Source organism: Azohydromonas aeria, from assembly GCF_009760915.1.
GTDB classification, from domain to species: Bacteria; Pseudomonadota; Gammaproteobacteria; order Burkholderiales; family Burkholderiaceae_C; genus Azohydromonas; species Azohydromonas aeria.
Map to the genome: position 1 here is coordinate 238,129 of NZ_VIDQ01000002.1, position 14,397 is coordinate 252,525.

At 68.7% G+C, this 14,397-nt stretch carries 15 protein-coding genes and 1 pseudogene; 9 read left to right on the plus strand and 7 right to left on the minus strand.

The window, feature by feature from the left end:
- Window positions 1–104 precede the first annotated feature (104 nt).
- Genes FJ694_RS02840 through FJ694_RS02850 form a run of 3 tightly spaced genes read right to left on the minus strand, consistent with a single transcriptional unit; the run spans window position 105 to window position 2,600 of the window.
- Window positions 105–1,514: a sensor histidine kinase gene (locus tag FJ694_RS02840; RefSeq protein ID WP_157264276.1), complete on the minus strand. Its 1,410-nt coding sequence runs from the start codon at window positions 1,512–1,514 to the stop codon at window positions 105–107.
- Entirely contained in the window at window positions 1,514–2,176 is a 663-nt protein-coding gene (locus tag FJ694_RS02845) for a response regulator (RefSeq protein WP_157264146.1), read from the minus strand. The genes FJ694_RS02840 and FJ694_RS02845 overlap by 1 nt, the downstream gene beginning before the upstream one ends.
- A 28-nt stretch (window positions 2,177–2,204) precedes the next feature.
- Window positions 2,205–2,600 carry a PepSY domain-containing protein gene (locus FJ694_RS02850; RefSeq protein ID WP_157264148.1) on the minus strand — a complete coding sequence of 132 codons (396 nt, stop codon included), beginning with the start codon at window positions 2,598–2,600 and terminating at the stop codon, window positions 2,205–2,207.
- A 120-nt stretch (window positions 2,601–2,720) separates the two neighbouring features.
- Between FJ694_RS02850 and FJ694_RS02855 the strand changes: the two genes are divergently transcribed.
- The 9 genes and pseudogenes from FJ694_RS02855 to FJ694_RS02895 all read left to right on the plus strand — a co-directional run bounded on the left by FJ694_RS02855 (window position 2,721) and on the right by FJ694_RS02895 (window position 9,346).
- Window positions 2,721–3,143: a DUF1924 domain-containing protein gene (locus FJ694_RS02855; protein WP_157264150.1), complete on the plus strand. Its 423-nt coding sequence runs from the start codon at window positions 2,721–2,723 to the stop codon at window positions 3,141–3,143.
- A 144-nt stretch (window positions 3,144–3,287) separates the two neighbouring features.
- Complete coding sequence (locus tag FJ694_RS02860; RefSeq protein WP_232539872.1) at window positions 3,288–3,710, plus strand: diheme cytochrome c; 423 nt, start codon at window positions 3,288–3,290, stop codon at window positions 3,708–3,710.
- Window positions 3,711–3,729: 19 nt separating this feature from the next.
- A complete protein-coding gene (locus FJ694_RS02865; RefSeq protein ID WP_157264154.1) occupies window positions 3,730–4,467 on the plus strand; it encodes a cytochrome b/b6 domain-containing protein in 738 nt (245 codons plus the stop codon).
- Window positions 4,468–4,508: 41 nt separating this feature from the next.
- Window positions 4,509–4,673 carry a rubredoxin gene (locus FJ694_RS02870; RefSeq protein ID WP_157264156.1) on the plus strand — a complete coding sequence of 55 codons (165 nt, stop codon included), beginning with the start codon at window positions 4,509–4,511 and terminating at the stop codon, window positions 4,671–4,673.
- A gap of 79 nt (window positions 4,674–4,752) precedes the next feature.
- Window positions 4,753–6,645, plus strand: a pseudogene (locus FJ694_RS02875) (cation-translocating P-type ATPase); the annotation flags it as partial.
- 133 nt (window positions 6,646–6,778) lie between these two features.
- Window positions 6,779–7,279: a cation transporting ATPase C-terminal domain-containing protein gene (locus FJ694_RS37005; protein WP_232539876.1), complete on the plus strand. Its 501-nt coding sequence runs from the start codon at window positions 6,779–6,781 to the stop codon at window positions 7,277–7,279.
- Between the two features lie 374 nt (window positions 7,280–7,653).
- Window positions 7,654–8,070 carry a universal stress protein gene (locus FJ694_RS02885; protein WP_232539877.1) on the plus strand — a complete coding sequence of 139 codons (417 nt, stop codon included), beginning with the start codon at window positions 7,654–7,656 and terminating at the stop codon, window positions 8,068–8,070.
- A gap of 98 nt (window positions 8,071–8,168) precedes the next feature.
- Window positions 8,169–8,522 (plus strand): hypothetical protein, encoded by a 354-nt coding sequence (locus FJ694_RS02890; RefSeq protein ID WP_157264162.1) that lies wholly within the window; start codon window positions 8,169–8,171, stop codon window positions 8,520–8,522.
- Window positions 8,523–8,683: 161 nt separating this feature from the next.
- Window positions 8,684–9,346 (plus strand): hypothetical protein, encoded by a 663-nt coding sequence (locus FJ694_RS02895; protein WP_157264164.1) that lies wholly within the window; start codon window positions 8,684–8,686, stop codon window positions 9,344–9,346.
- 11 nt (window positions 9,347–9,357) lie between these two features.
- Here FJ694_RS02895 and FJ694_RS02900 read toward each other — a convergent pair whose 3' ends face one another.
- The 4 genes from FJ694_RS02900 to FJ694_RS02915 are packed head-to-tail and all read right to left on the minus strand — an operon-like array spanning window position 9,358 to window position 14,388.
- Entirely contained in the window at window positions 9,358–10,539 is a 1,182-nt protein-coding gene (locus FJ694_RS02900) for a hypothetical protein (RefSeq protein WP_157264166.1), read from the minus strand.
- Window positions 10,536–11,276, minus strand: a complete 741-nt coding sequence (locus FJ694_RS02905) for an outer membrane lipoprotein-sorting protein (protein WP_157264168.1) — start codon at window positions 11,274–11,276, stop codon at window positions 10,536–10,538. The genes FJ694_RS02900 and FJ694_RS02905 overlap by 4 nt, the downstream gene beginning before the upstream one ends.
- A 47-nt stretch (window positions 11,277–11,323) precedes the next feature.
- Complete coding sequence (locus FJ694_RS02910) at window positions 11,324–13,666, minus strand: ABC transporter permease (RefSeq protein ID WP_157264170.1); 2,343 nt, start codon at window positions 13,664–13,666, stop codon at window positions 11,324–11,326.
- Entirely contained in the window at window positions 13,663–14,388 is a 726-nt protein-coding gene (locus tag FJ694_RS02915; RefSeq protein WP_157264172.1) for an ABC transporter ATP-binding protein, read from the minus strand. Before FJ694_RS02915 ends, FJ694_RS02910 begins: the two co-directional genes overlap by 4 nt.
- Window positions 14,389–14,397: the final 9 nt, after the last annotated feature.

Consider the following 14,397-nt stretch of genomic DNA (forward strand, 5'->3'; position numbering starts at 1 on the left):
AGGGCGGCTGCCGCTGGTCTGCCGGAGCACCAAGGCGTCTACCGTGAAGCCGCCGCTGGACGCGTTCAACGCCTTGCTCCCTTCTGCCGACACGGCAGGCCACTTCACGCTGAGGCCATGGGCAGCATCAGCTCCACTGCAAGCCCGCCTGACTTGGCGCGAGTGAGCGACAGCTGGCCGCCGTAGAGGTCGGCCAGCTCGCGCACGATGGCCAGTCCCAGACCGCTGCCCGGAGTAGCCTCATCCAGCCGGCCGCCGCGCGCGAGGGCCCGCTCGCGCTGGTCGGCGGCAATGCCAGGCCCGTCGTCCTCGATAAGCACCCGCAGCCGCGGTGCGCCGCCGCCCTGCTCGGGCAGGGCCGAGATGCGGATCACGCTGCGCGCCCACTTGCAGGCATTGTCCAGCAGGTTGCCCAGCATCTCCTGCAGGTCCTGGACTTCGCCGGCGAAAGCCAGTCCGGGCGGCACGGCCTGGGCCTCGATGCGCAGGCCGCGCTCGCCATGCACCCGCGACATCACTCGTACCAGCCCGGTCACGACGGGGGCGACCTCGGCGCGCATGCCCGGCACGCCCTGCGCCGCGGCGGCACGCGATCGGGCCAGGTGCCAGTGGACGTGACGCCGCGCAATCTCGACCTGCTCCGCCACCAGGGCCGGCAGCGCGGCAAGCTCGTCCGGATGCCGCTGCGCGGAGTCCGCCGCCTGCGCCATCGCGGCCAGCGGGGTCTTGAGGGCGTGCGCCAGGTTGCCCGCCTGCGTGCGGGCGCGGGCCACGACCTCGGCATTGCGCTCCAGCACGCCGTTGAAGTCGTCCGCCAGCGGCTGCACTTCCAACGGGAAGCGGCCCTGCAGGCGCGGTCGGCGACCTTCCCTGACGGCGGCCAGCGCCTGCTGCAGCGCCTGCAGAGGCGCCAGCCCGATGGACACCTGCGTGGCCGCGGCCAGCAGCAGCAGCCCCAGCAGCGCCGCCAGCGACCAGGCCAGCACGCCGTTGAAGCGCTCAACGGCCTCGGCCGTCTCGTGGCGGTCCGCCGCGACCAGCAGCCGCCATGCGGCAGGGCCGTCGGCCGCGACGCGCACCGTGCGCTCGACGAGCAGCAGCGCCGCGCCGCCCGGGCCGACCACCTCGTGCACGTGCACCTGCCCATCGGGCGGCTGGTCAGCCGGCGCCTGCAGCTCGGCATCCCACAGCGAGCGCGAGCGCAGCACGCCGCGCCGCGGCGTGGCGCCGCCCATCCGGTCCACCTGCCAGTACAGCCCGGAGTACGGCCGCGTCCAGCGCGGGTCGCTCAGGCCGGCCGGATCCAGCCGGGGACTTCCCGCGGCATCCATCTCGAAGCGGGCCGTGACCTGGTCGAGCTCGGCCGTCAGCGTGGCGGCGAACTGGCGCGTGACGTGCTCGCGAAACAGCCCGGACAGCACCGCGCCGGCCATCACGACGGCCGCCAACACCGCCACGCAGGTGGCCGCCAGCAGCCGCCAGCGCAACGAGCGCAGCAGCGCCGGGCACCGCATCACGCTGCGGCCACCAGCCGGTAGCCCAGGCCGCGCACGGTTTCGATCGCGTCTGGCGGCAGCTTGCGGCGCAGCCGGCCGATGAAGACCTCGATGGTGTTGGAGTCGCGGTCGAAGGCCTGCGCGTACAGGTGCTCAGTGAGCTCGGCCCGCGACACCACCTGGCCCGGGCGGTGCATCAGGTAGGCCAGCAGCCGGTACTCGTGGGACGTCAGGCTCACCGGCTGGCCCGCGACGGTGACGCGGCCGCTGCGCGTGTCCAGGGACAGCGCGCCGCAGTGCAACAGTGAAGACGCCAGCCCCTGCGCGCGGCGGATGAGGGCACGCACGCGCGCCAGCAGCTCCTCCATGTGAAAGGGCTTGGCTAGGTAGTCGTCGGCGCCGGCATCGATGCCGGCCACCTTCTCGTGCCAGCTGTCGCGCGCGGTGAGGATGAGCACGGGCAAGGTCCGGCCGGCGGCGCGCCAGCGCTGTAGCACCGTCAACCCGTCAATCACGGGCAGCCCCAGGTCGAGCACGACCGCGTCGAAAGACTCTGTTTCGCCCAGGTGCTGGGCATCACGTCCGTTGTCGGCCTCGTCCACGGCATAGCCGGCCTCCTGCAGCCCGGCGCGCAGCTGGGCCCGCAGCGTGGGTTCGTCCTCAACCAGCAGGATCTTCATCGGTCCTCGCTCCTCTCCATGGCGGCGCTCAGCGCGGCGGTGCGTCGTCCCGGCGTTCTCCCTTGCGCCGCTGCTTGAGCACGGCGGCGGTGAGGGCATCGACGTCGAGCTTCACCACCTGGCCACCCGGCTGCAGCAGCTTGATCTCGTAGATCCAGCGCCCGTCCTCGCGCTCAAGCTCCAGCTCCAGCACCTGGCCCGGCCACGCCGGCTGCAGCCGGCTCAGCAGCTCGGCCAGAGGCAGCACCTCGCCCGCGCGCACGGCCGCCCGGGCACGCTCGTGGTCGCCGTCCTCCGCATGGGTCGGCGGCGCGGCCAGCCACGCCGCGCATGCCAGCAGCAGCCCCCGCAGGCAAGTCCGGGCCGGGGAGCAGCCGGCATGGCGTCGGGGCGCGATTGGGCGTGGGCAGCGCGGGCACTTCATGCAACCAGTCTCGGGCGCCTTGGCTGAACGGCAGATGAACGGCTGGTTCAGGTTTCGTTCAAGCGGGCTTTCCAAGAATGCCTCCAACACCCGCCATCCCGACCCACCGAGGAGCCCGCGATGAAACCCGCGCTGACCTGGATCAAGCATTTGCGCACCATGCCATTGGCGACGGCCCTGGCCGCGGCCGCCCTGGCCGCGCAGGCTGGCGACACCACGCCGGCGCAGCAGCTCGAACGCTTCAGCACGCAGGCTGGCGCCGCGGGCCAGGCCGAGCGCGGACGCATCTTCTTCACCAGCCGCCATGGCGCCGAGTGGTCGTGCGCGTCCTGCCACGGCAGCCCGCCGACGGGGGCCGGCAAGCATGCCGCCACCGGCAAGGCCATCGAGCCGCTGGCACCGGCCTTCAACCCGCAGGCCTTCACCGATACCGCCCGGGTGGATAAGTGGCTGCGTCGCAATTGCAAGGACGTGGCGCAGCGCGAATGCTCCGCCGCGGAAAAGGCCGACGTGCTGGCCTACCTCATCAGCCTCAAGCGCTGACCTCTTTACCCCACCGCCTGGAGCAGCTTCATGCACACATCGACTCCTTCAACGCTCGGCCCGTGGCCGCTGGCGGCCTGGATGGCTGCCGGCCTTCTGTCTCTGGCGGCCGTATTGCCCGCCCGGGCCGGCGAGAAACAGCTCATGCCGGCCGGCGTTCCCAAGGCCTACACGCAGGAGTGCGGCGCCTGCCACACCGCCTACCCACCCGGCCTGCTGCCGTCCGCGTCGTGGCAGCGGCTCATGACCGGGCTGGAGAGGCATTTCGGCACCGACGCGGCGCTCGACGAGGCCACGGTCCGGCAACTCGCCGCTTGGCTGCAGGCCAATGCCGGTACCTACAAGCGCGTGAGCGAGGCGCCGCCGCAGGACCGCATCACCCAGGCGGCGTGGTTCAAGCGCGAGCACCGCAGCATCGATGCCGCCGTCTGGAGCCACGCCAGCGTCAAAAGTGCTGCCAACTGCGCCGCCTGCCACAGCGGCGCCGAGCGCGGCAGCTTCAGCGAGCGGAGCTTGCGTTTTCCGGCCGGGCTCGATGCGCGCTACCGCCGCGCCTGGGACGACTGACCTTTCCATAGGAGCACTCATGGCACACATCGATTCACTGGCCGCCCCGGGCGTGGCGGCGAGACCGGCAGCCCCTGGCCGGCGCGTCATGGACGCCCCGACGCGCATGTTCCACGCGCTCTTCGCCCTGAGCTTCGCACTGGGCTGGCTCACCGGAGACTCCGAGCACTGGCGCGCGCTGCACGTGACGCTGGGCTACACGATGGCCGGGCTGCTGGGCTTTCGCCTGGTGTACGGGGTGGTCGGCCCGCGCCACGCGCGGCTGTCGCTGCTGTGGCGCCGGGTCGCCGGCGCGCCGGCGTGGCTGCGCGGTACCCTGGGCAGTGGCTCCAGCACGCGCGTCAACTGGAGCCAGGGCCAGAACCTGCTCCTGGCCGGCGCGCTGGCCGCGATGCTGCTGCTGGTCATCCCGCTGTCCCTGAGCGGCTACGCGACCTACAGCGACTGGGGTGGCGAATGGCTGGAGGAGCTGCACGAGTTCTTCGCCAACGCGTTCCTGGCCCTGGTGCTGGGCCACCTGGCGCTGCTCGCCGTGCTGAGTCTGGTGCGACGCCGCAACCTGGCGCTGCCCATGCTCACCGGCCGTGTTGCCGGCGCGGGGCCCGACCTCGTGCGCAAGGACCGGCGCTGGCTGGCTGCCGTGCTGCTGCTGACGGTGCTGGCCTTCGGTGCGTGGCAATGGCAGCTCTCGCCCAACGGGCTGCTGCCGGCGGCCGGCTCGGCGTTCTCGGGACAGTCGCACGACGGCGACGGCTGACCCCTCCCAACCCTGCAAGCCGTCACTGCCAAGGAGTCGACATGAAGGTCTACGTCTGTCCCGTGTGCGGGCTGGTTTACGACGAGGTAGCTGGTCTGCCGGAGCACGGCATTCCGGCCGGGACACCCTGGGCGCAAGTTCCTGAGAACTGGCGCTGTCTCCATTGCAACATTGGCAAGCAGGATTTCGTACCGATGGAGCACTGACGCTGCGCAGCGGGCCCACGATGGGCGCTTGTGCTTATGCTGTGGCGTTGCACCGGCACACGGCCTGGCCCAAGCACACATGCCCAACGACACCTCCACCGGCCTGACGCCCGGCGAAGCCGCCGAGCGGCTGCGCCGGGACGGCGCCAACGAGCTGGGCACCAGCCAGCGCCGTGGGCTGGCAGGCATCGTGGGCGAGGTCGTGCGCGAGCCGATGTTCTTGTTGCTCCTGGGAGCCGGCGGCATCTACGCCGTCATGGGCGACGTGCGCGAGGCGCTGGTGCTGCTGGGCTTCGTGGTCGTCATCATGGCCGTGACGGTGCTGCAGGAGCGCCGCACCGACCGTGCGCTGGATGCGCTGCGCGACCTCTCCAGCCCGCGGGCGCTGGCCCTGCGCGGCGGTGAGGCGCTGCGCATCCCCGGGCGCGAGGTGGTGCGTGGCGACCTGCTGCTGCTGGCCGAGGGCGACCGCATCCCGGCCGACGGCGTGCTGCTGCAGGTGCACGAGTTGGCCGCCGACGAGTCACTGCTCACCGGCGAGTCTGAGCCGGTGCCCAAGCCGGCCGCGGGCGAACGGGTGTTTGCCGGCACGCTGGTGGTCAGCGGCCAGGGCGCGATGCGCGTCGAGGCCACCGGAAGGCACACCGAGCTGGGCCGCATCGGCGCCTCGCTGCAGGACATCGGGCTGCAAGCCTCGCCGCTGCGCGACGATGTGGCGCGGTTGACGCGGCGGCTGCTGGCCGTGGGCTTGGCACTGTGCGCGCTACAGGTGGCGCTGTTCTGGCTGCTGCGCGGTGGCGCCCTGCAGGCGCTGCTGGCCGGCATCACGCTGGCGATGGGCGTGCTGCCGCAGGAGTTCCCGGTCATCATGATCGTGTTCCTGGCGCTGGCCGCGCGGCGCCTGGCCGCGCAGCAGGTGCTCACGCGGCGGCTCAATGCCATCGAGACGCTGGGCCAGACCACCGTGCTGGCCGTGGACAAGACCGGCACCCTTACGCTCAACCGCATGGCCGTGGCCGCGGTGTCGGCGAACGGGAAGACGCTCGACGTGCGTGGCATGCGCGACGCCGCGTTGCCCGAGGCCTTCCACGAGCTGCTGGAGTTCGCGGTGCTGGCCAGCGAGATCGAGCCGCACGACCCGATGGAGCAGGCCTTTCACCGCCTGGCCGCGGCGCAGCTCGCGGGCACCGAGCACCTGCATCCGTCCTGGGCGCTGGCGCGCGAGTACGAGCTGGCGCCGGACCTGCTGGCCATGAGCCACCTGTGGCGCGAGCACGGCCGTGGCGACGACACGGTCGCGGCCAAGGGCGCGCCGGAGGCCATCGCGGAGCTGTGCCACCTGGACACGCCCGCACTGGAGAAGGTCCGGACCGAGGCGGCCGCGCTGGCCGACCAGGGCCTGCGCGTGCTGGCCGTGGCCAGGGCGCGCCACCCGGCGCAGCGTGACTGGCCGGCGGCACAGCACGACTTCGACTTCGAATGGCTGGGACTGCTGGCCCTGGCCGATCCGCTGCGCTCCGAAGTGCCGCAGGCCGTGGCGACCTGCCGCCGCGCCGGCATCCGGGTGCTGATGATCACGGGCGACCATCCCCGCACCGCCCAGGCCATCGCCCGCCAAGCCGGGCTGGACGCTGGCCGGGTCATCACCGGCGAGGATCTGGAGGCGCTCGATGCCGAGGCGCTGGCGCGCGTGGCGGGTGAGGCCAGCGTGTTCGCGCGCATGCGTCCGCGGCAGAAGCTGGCGCTGGTCGAGGCGCTCAAGGCGCGTGGCGAGGTGGTGGCAATGACGGGCGACGGCGTCAACGATGCTCCGGCGCTCAAGGCCGCGCACATCGGCATCGCCATGGGCCAGCGTGGCACCGACGTGGCGCGCGAGGCGGCGTCGCTGGTGCTGCTGCAGGACGACTTCGCCTCCATCGTCACGGCCATCCAGCGCGGGCGGCGCACCTACGTCAACCTGCGCCGGGCGCTGACCTACACGGTGGCCGTGCACGTGCCCATCGTTGGCCTGGCGCTGCTGCCGGTGATGCTCGGCCTGCCCGTGGTGCTGGCGCCCATGCACAATCGCCTTCCTGGAACTGGTGATCGACCCGGCGTGCTCGCTGGTGTTCGAGGCGGAGGAGGGGGGCGACGATCTGATGGGCCAGCCACCGCGCCAGCGTGCCGAGTCGCTGCTGCCCTTGGCCTCGGTGCTGCAGTCACTGCTGCAGGGAGCGCTTGCCACGGCGCTGGTCATGGGACTGTACGCGTGGATGCACGCCAGCGCCACGCTGGCACCGCTGGCACCCGCGGCGACTTTCACGGCGCTGGTGGCGGCCAATGCCGCGCTGATCTTGCCCAGCCGCACCGGCAGCCGCCGCTGGTCGCAGCTATTCACGGGCCTGGCGCCCGTGAGCCGCCTCGTCATCGCCGCCACGATCACGGCACTGTTCGTTGCCACCGGCGTGCCTGCCATAGCGTCACTGTTCGGCTTTGCGGCTTTGCCGCTACACACTTGGCTGTGCTGCGTGGTGGCAGGACTGACGATGGCCGTGCCGTTCGAGCTGGCTCGGCGCTGGCTGGGGCCGGACCACCATGGCGGCTTCGCCCAAGCCCAGCGCGGATGAGTAGGGTTGCAATCGTCCGCGAGCGGGAGTCAGCTGACGTGTCCATCGGCGGGTACGCGCGCAACCGCTGGGTCGGCTAAAACATGCCCAAGCGCCATGGGAATGGAGATGAAAGCGGTGGTCGCCACGGCAAGGGCAACGGGCAGCAGTACGTGCGCGAGCGAGCTGACAAAGTTCTTGAGATCCGGGTTCATGTGACAAGCCTCCTGCCGGCATGTCGGCAACAGTGCCTCGATGCAGCGGCAATTGCATGGTGCGCCGCGTGACCTGAACCGGCGATGAACGCTCATCCGGTGAGCGGTGTCGGCGGCGGTGCCGCAGTCATGCGCCGCGGGGACCTGATGGGTCATGAACGAGGAGACTTCGACGTGAGGATGCTGATTGCCGTGGACGACAGCGACTGCAGCAAGCGCATGCTGGCTTACCTGGTGTCGCACGAGCGCTGGTGTGGCCAGGGGCAGGCATGGACGATCTTTCACGCCGTGCCGCCCGTACCGCACCGCGCGGCGGCCCTGGCGGATGCGGACCGCGTCGAGGATTACTACGCCAGCGATGCCGAGCGCGTGCTGCGCCCGGTGCGCACCTTCCTCAAGCGGCACGGCATCGAGCCCACTTTCGTGCACAAGGTCTGCCCGCCGGCGCGGGAAATTGCCCGTCTGGCCAGCTCGGACAAGTTCGACCTGGTGGTCATGGGCAGCCACGGGCGTGGCGCCGCGGGTGAGGCTGTGCTGGGCTCAGTGGTACAGAAGGTGCTGGCTTCGACAAAGACACCGGTGCTGGTTGTCCGCTGAAGCGCTGAGGGAGGCGATCGGTTGCTTGACGCAACGCAAATTCGGCAAGCGCACTTGCACCACCATGCATCGCGTGGAGTGACCTTGGAGAGAGCGTCATGCGCAACCTGTACGCAGCCCTCATCGCAACCATGCTCGCCAGTGCCGGCCTTCCTTCCTGGAGCCAGCCCGGCCCGCCTGCCAGTGCGGCCAGCATGCCCAGGCAGGGCAGCGGGCCGACGCACGGTGGTCCCCAGGGCCACTGGGGCCGCGACTACACACCCGGCTGGTCCATGATGAGCGAGGCTGAGCGCAAGGATCACCGCGAGCGCATGCAAGGCTTCAAGAGCTACGAGGAATGCAAGGCCTACATGGACAAGCACCACGAGGAGATGGCTGCACGCGCCAAGGAGCGCGGCGCCAGGCCGCTGCCGAAACCGCGCCGTGATGCCTGCGCAGGCTTCAAGAAGTAGGGCCAACTCCCTCTGGTGTGGACCCTGCGAGGCACGGCTACAACCTTTGAACAGCGTGCAGTTGCTTGTTGTGGCTCCTGTTTTTCGTAGCCACATGGTAGAGTCCGCAACTTTTTATGTTTGCTAACGGTGGTCCCGTTATCGCGGCAGCCATGACAGCCATGTTCACCAAGTTCTGCCGTACCGTAGGCTGGCGCCAGCGCGGTGTCGTCACTGGTGCATGGCTAGACCAGCAACCTCATCCCTTTCTGCTCAAGCTGGCCATCCTTGTCGCTTCGCTGCTGCTCAGCGGGCCGGTCCGAGCAGCTCCAAACGACAGAGACCTGCACCTTTACTGGGAACAGCGCTGCCAGGACTGCCATGGGCACTCGGGCGCTTTTTCACGTCGCTTCCTGCAACTGCGCGACGGGCGCCTGGCAGACCTGCACCATGGCACCGACCTGGAGCGATTCCTGCACCAGCATTACCTAGCTGACGAACTGGTGGCTCCTGTGATGGCGATGCTCACGGAGCAAGTCACCACACCGGCGCTGTTCGCGCAGCGGTGCGCCGCATGCCATGGAACGGCCGCTGACTTCGTTCGCAAGTCCCTGACCTTGCGGCAAGGGGAGCTGGTTGGCAAGGACAGCGGCCGACCTGTGGCGCAAACACTCTTGACGCACGGCAAGCTCACAGAGAAGGAAGCGTCGCTGGTGGTTGAGAGTCTGCGCCGGGTGCACTTGGAAGTGGCCGGAGCAAACTGGGCTTCCCCCGGTTCTCCGGACGCTTTTGTTAGCCCCGACGGATTCCTTGCCGACGGTGGCAGTTGGGCCGGCTCGGGTTGATGGCGCTTCACTCAATACTGCCAGCGCATGGATGCTGCGATGCGGCTTCTGCCGCTGAAAGCTCCAAAGGTTGCCCCGGACGGCCCTTGGAACCAGTCGCCTTGCAGGAGCAGGATCTGATGGGGTGACAGCTCGTACGAGAGCTGCAGCGATGACCATGATGAGCCATGAGCCGTTTCGCGAATGTGCAAGGCGCGCCCAGAGAGCCGATCCTGCAGCCACTTGCGCTGCACGATAAGGCTGGCGAACAGCTGGTCTCGCTCATCATCGCCGCCGCTGGCGCCGTCCACCACGCGGGCGCCGATAAGCTGTCCGGCCACGAACCACGGGCCGCTGCGCACGTCCAACCCGGCGCCCAGTGAGAGGGTGCGTCGGTGAGCATCGTTGGACAACAGCTCGCCCGCGTTGCTGGTACGCGCGTACAAGCCTTCCAGGCGCAGCACCGTCGTGCCCAGCGGTTTGTCCGCGGAGAACCCGACGCTGTCCTGTCTGGTCGGCACGCCTTGCAAGGCCACGCCCTGCGGGCCCAGGACAGGATGCAGCGACGGCAGCGATTGCCAGCCCCGGATGGCCAGTACATCGGCGTTCCAGCCTGCGGCCTCGAAGCCGTAGCGCACGGCATAGGTCGCGTTGCGCGGCGAGTCGGCAGGTTCGCGCACCCGCACTGGGAAGCCTTCGAAGCGTCGGGGAAGGCGATCTACAGGCACATGCGGGGCCAGCACCAGTTGCAAGGAGCCCGATCCCAGCTGCCACTCGGCGTTGGCCATCCACAGCGCCAGCTTGGCTTCTGGCATTTCCTCGTAGAACAGGTCGTGCTGGTCCACCGGGTTGACGATGTCCGTTACTCTAAGGATGTCCATCCTGCCCCAGTTGAGCTGCTGGGCACCCAGTGTCAGGGTGGCGTCTCCGCTGCGCCAAGCCACGGTCAGCTCGCGCATCTCCGCGTCGTTGCGCCGCTCGTGCTGCTGCAGCAACGCACGCAGTCGCACTTCCGCCTTGAGTGAGAGCGCGTTGGAGAGCTGCCACTTCAGCCCGGGCTGCAACGTCATTCTGAAGGAGTTGCCATCGCCGTCGGCAACCGGCACGCCGCCCAGCGCAGTGGCCTTGCCTTGCCACTGCACGTCAGCGGCGTTCGCCGCCAGACATGCTGCCCACAGCAGCCAGCTGCCGACAAACCCTGCCATGCAGTTCATTCGGCGCGCAGGTACCGCTGGGACACGAAATGATCGTCGAGCGAGGAATCGACCTCCCGCGACAGCGCCGTCAGGCGCGTCATGCGCCCGTTGGCCAGGTTGCGCATCTCGTACACCTGCGGCCGCCAGTAGTTGCCCACCTTGACCAGCTTGCGCACGTCCAGCCGCTTGGCTTGCGCACCCGCCTTGTCGTAGTAGTCGATGCGCACCGGGTACATCGTCTCCCTCTCGATCCAGTACACCTTGCGCGAATAGCCCGAGGCATCCTTCTCGGCAGCGGCGCTGGCCGTGGCTGTGATGACGAAGCACTGCTGCTCGGCGCCGCAGGCTTCGCCCTCCTTGTCGAGCTGGAAACTATAGGCGTTGCTCTTGTAGTCCTCGAAGTCCTCGTGGGTGAACTCCGTGCCCATGAACCAGTTTGACTTCTCCGCCCCGGCGATGCGGCGGATGCGGCGGGTAGCGGGCAGGTACATCCAGATGTCGTTGACGGGTTTGGCCTCGTCCACGATGAGCAGCCCGGTGCCCTGAACGACCGGCGGGGCCGTGAACTTGAACAGCGTCGACTCGACCCCGCCTTGCTTCTTGTAGTAGAGCTCGATGTCGCGCGATTGCGTCGTCTTCCCCTCGGCGTCGATCAGGTCCATCTTGTAGACGGTCTTCTCGGTGCTGCTCTTGATACGGTGCTCGGATTCCTTGATGACACTTGTTCCGTCAGCCCCGAAAGACACGGTCGTCATGGTTGCCGATGCAAGGGTCAACGCAGCCGCGATCCAGTGTCGGTACTTCATCCGAATGCCCTCCTGCGCAGCGTCGGCACCATGCCGGCGCGCACGATGATGCGAAACGGCGGCAGCGCCGTAAGCGGGAACAATGCCAATGCAGGCAACAGCACGACCAGCAGGTTTGAGACCGTCACGGTCGTATCGACCTGGAACCAGGCCTGGCTGAGCACGCTGTTGAGCGCGTGGGAGATGCCCACCCCCACCGCGACGGCCAGCGCTGCGCCCGCCGCACCGATCAGCGCGACCTCCAGCACGATCATGGCAAGTACGGTGCGGTCGGCAAAGCCGATGGTGCGCAGCGTCGAGTACTCGCCCAGCCGCCGCAGTACCCCATAGGCGGTGGTCGCAAAGAGGAACAGCACGGCCACCGCCAGGCTGAAGCCGAATGCCAGGTAGACGATGCCTGCGATCTCCTTGAGGTGATCGACAAATTCCTGGATCAGGCGGCTCTTGGACGTAACCCGGCCAACACGGTCGAACCGGTACAGCTGGTCCGGCTGCAACTGAGGCTGCGCCTTGAGAAACGTGCCCGTAACCTGGTCAGCCATGTCGAACCACTCCTGTGCGTCCGCCAGCGGCGCGTAGGACTCGCCCGGCATCACTCCGGAGAACACACCGACCACCTGTACCGGCCAGGCTTTGTCGCGCACAAGCACCTCGACCTGGTCACCGACCTTGAGGCCCAGCGTGGCCGCCGTCTTGCGCTCCAGGGCGATGACGCCGCGGTCGTCCTTGCGCAGCGCGCGTCCCTCAATGATGCGCAGGCTGCGCACCGGGGTGGCAGGATCGACGCCGAGCAGGAACGAGGGCTCCACGGCTTGGCCGTGCTGCACCTTCACGGGGCCGCGCAGGTAGGGATCGCTGCGCGCCACACCGGGTGCGGACTCCAGGCTCTGCAACTCGTCGCGCCACATGGGCGCCAGGAAGTCCACCGCCACATCCCAGTCGTCGGCCGCGAAGCGCTTGACGATGCTTTGCTCGAAGGACGTGAGCGAGATGAAGTACGACAGCGCTGCGCCAAGAGACAGTGCCACCGCGACGGTGGACATCAGCGCCAGTGCCTTGCCCCGCTCTAGGTTGCGCAGGGCATAGCGCCACGCCACCGAGCCGCCAAGCTTGCGGCTGGCCCGGCCCGATACGGCCTGCGTGTCTTGGGTATTGCCGCGCACCGCCTCGCGCGGCGTGAGCCGCATGATGCTGCGCAGGGGCAGCAGCGTTGCCGCAGCCAGGATGGCAAGCATGCCGACGTAGCCCTCCATCACGGGAACGATGCGTAGCGACAGCATAGGCATTGGCAGTCCCAAGGCCTTGGCGTAGTCGGTGCCGAAACCGTAGAGCATCACGAAACTCAGCAAGGTGCCTGACACCAGTGCGATGGCGGCGATCAGCAGTACCGGCATGGCAAACGCCAGCATGATGTGCCGCGTGTCGTAGCCCAGCGCCATCATCACGCCAATCTCGGCCTTCTTCTCCGTGATCCACTGCACCATCAGGAACACCGTGATGACCAGCGCCGTGACGACGAAGATCAGCACGATGGCGGGCACGAAGATGCGGAAGGCGCCCAGGTCGAGCTCCAGGTACAGGTGGCCGAACTGGCGCGCCAGCGGCAGGCTTTCGTCGATGGTTACCTTGCGTCCCAGCGCGGCGCTGACCTTCTGCTCGACGGCGCTCACATCAGCGCCGTCCTTCACGTCCACGAGCAGGCTGTTGACGAGCTGGTAGCCCAGGCGCGGCTGCACCAGCGCATAAGGCACGTACACGACGCCCAGCGAGCCCTTGCTGGGCAGGAAGAAGTTGGGGTTGGCGCTGTCGATCAGGAACTCGGGCGAGGTTGCGATGCCGCGCACCGTGAGGTCGTAGTGATCCTTGCCGATGTTGAGACGGAAACGGTCGCCCACCTTGTAGCCATGGTGCTGGGCCATCGAGCGCTCGATCACCACCGAGGACGGGTCGGCCGGGTCGATGTTGCGGCCTTCCTCGATGCGCAGCCGGTTGATTGCCGGCACACCTTGCGTGGCCATCATCAGCGCGTAGAGCTTGGTGCCCGAGGGGATATCGATGTTGCCCGGCAGCACCAGCCGCTGCTCGACTGAAGCGACGCCGTCGAGACCCTGCAGCGAGGGGATGTTGATGGTGTCCTCGGGCACGATGCGCAGTTCGAGGTCCGCGACGTTGAGCTCTCGGTACCAGGCAGCGCGCGAGTCGAATAGGCTGTCGATGGCGCTGTAGACGCCGACGAACATGGCCAGTGCGCTACCCATGATCAGCCCCGCCGCTAGCAGCCGGCCCTTCATTTTCCAGGCCGAGCGGCGCAGCGCTGTGAAGAGCTGGCGCGAGTTCATGCGACCATCCCCCGCGTGACGTCGGCAGCATGCTCGGCCGGCACGAGCCGGCCGTCACGCAGCACCAGTGTTCGGTCGGTGTGGCGGGCAAGACCAGGGTTGTGCGTGACGATGATCAACGCGCGGGCGAAGGCCCTGGCCTGCGCCAGCAGCAGTGCCGTCGTGGCGTCGGCCGTCTTGGGGTCGAGGTTGCCGGTGGGCTCATCGGCCAGCAACAGCGCCGGGCGCTTGACCAGCGCGCGCGCGATCGCCACGCGCTGCTGCTCGCCGCCGGAGAGCTGCTCGGGAAAGCGGTCGGCCTTGTGCTGCAGGCCCAGCGCGTCCAGGATCTCCATCGCGGCATGCTCCCCTTTGCGGGCGGGTTTGCCTGCGGCCTCCCAGCCCGTCATCACGTTCTCAGCCGCGGTCAGGGTGGGCAGCAGGTTGTAGAACTGGAAGACGAAGCCGACCTTCTCGCGCCGGTAGCGCGCCAGGCCTGCGGCATCGAGCCGTGCGATGTCCTGGCCATCGATGACGACGCTGCCGCTGTCCGGCGCGTCGATGCCGCTGAGGACGTTGAGCAGCGTGGACTTGCCGGTGCCCGACACGCCCAGGATCGCGACCGTCTCCCCGTCCCGGACCGAGAGCTCCAGGCCATCGAGCACCGGCACGTTCTGCCCGCCCTGGAAGTAGGCCTTGGACAGCCCGGTGACAGAGACGACAGCGGATGCCGGATTCGACATGGCGTGCTC

Coding starts and splice junctions, on each gene's coding strand:
- FJ694_RS02840 (WP_157264276.1), bottom strand. CDS start 1,514: ATGCGGTGCCCGGCGCTGCTGCGCTCGTTGCGCTGGCGGCTGCTGGCG.
- FJ694_RS02845 (WP_157264146.1), bottom strand. CDS start 2,176: ATGAAGATCCTGCTGGTTGAGGACGAACCCACGCTGCGGGCCCAGCTG.
- FJ694_RS02850 (WP_157264148.1), bottom strand. CDS start 2,600: ATGAAGTGCCCGCGCTGCCCACGCCCAATCGCGCCCCGACGCCATGCC.
- FJ694_RS02855 (WP_157264150.1), top strand. CDS start 2,721: ATGAAACCCGCGCTGACCTGGATCAAGCATTTGCGCACCATGCCATTG.
- FJ694_RS02860 (WP_232539872.1), top strand. CDS start 3,288: ATGCCGGCCGGCGTTCCCAAGGCCTACACGCAGGAGTGCGGCGCCTGC.
- FJ694_RS02865 (WP_157264154.1), top strand. CDS start 3,730: ATGGCACACATCGATTCACTGGCCGCCCCGGGCGTGGCGGCGAGACCG.
- FJ694_RS02870 (WP_157264156.1), top strand. CDS start 4,509: ATGAAGGTCTACGTCTGTCCCGTGTGCGGGCTGGTTTACGACGAGGTA.
- FJ694_RS02885 (WP_232539877.1), top strand. CDS start 7,654: ATGCTGATTGCCGTGGACGACAGCGACTGCAGCAAGCGCATGCTGGCT.
- FJ694_RS02890 (WP_157264162.1), top strand. CDS start 8,169: ATGCGCAACCTGTACGCAGCCCTCATCGCAACCATGCTCGCCAGTGCC.
- FJ694_RS02895 (WP_157264164.1), top strand. CDS start 8,684: ATGTTCACCAAGTTCTGCCGTACCGTAGGCTGGCGCCAGCGCGGTGTC.
- FJ694_RS02900 (WP_157264166.1), bottom strand. CDS start 10,539: ATGAACTGCATGGCAGGGTTTGTCGGCAGCTGGCTGCTGTGGGCAGCA.
- FJ694_RS02905 (WP_157264168.1), bottom strand. CDS start 11,276: ATGACGACCGTGTCTTTCGGGGCTGACGGAACAAGTGTCATCAAGGAA.
- FJ694_RS02910 (WP_157264170.1), bottom strand. CDS start 13,666: ATGAACTCGCGCCAGCTCTTCACAGCGCTGCGCCGCTCGGCCTGGAAA.
- FJ694_RS02915 (WP_157264172.1), bottom strand. CDS start 14,388: ATGTCGAATCCGGCATCCGCTGTCGTCTCTGTCACCGGGCTGTCCAAG.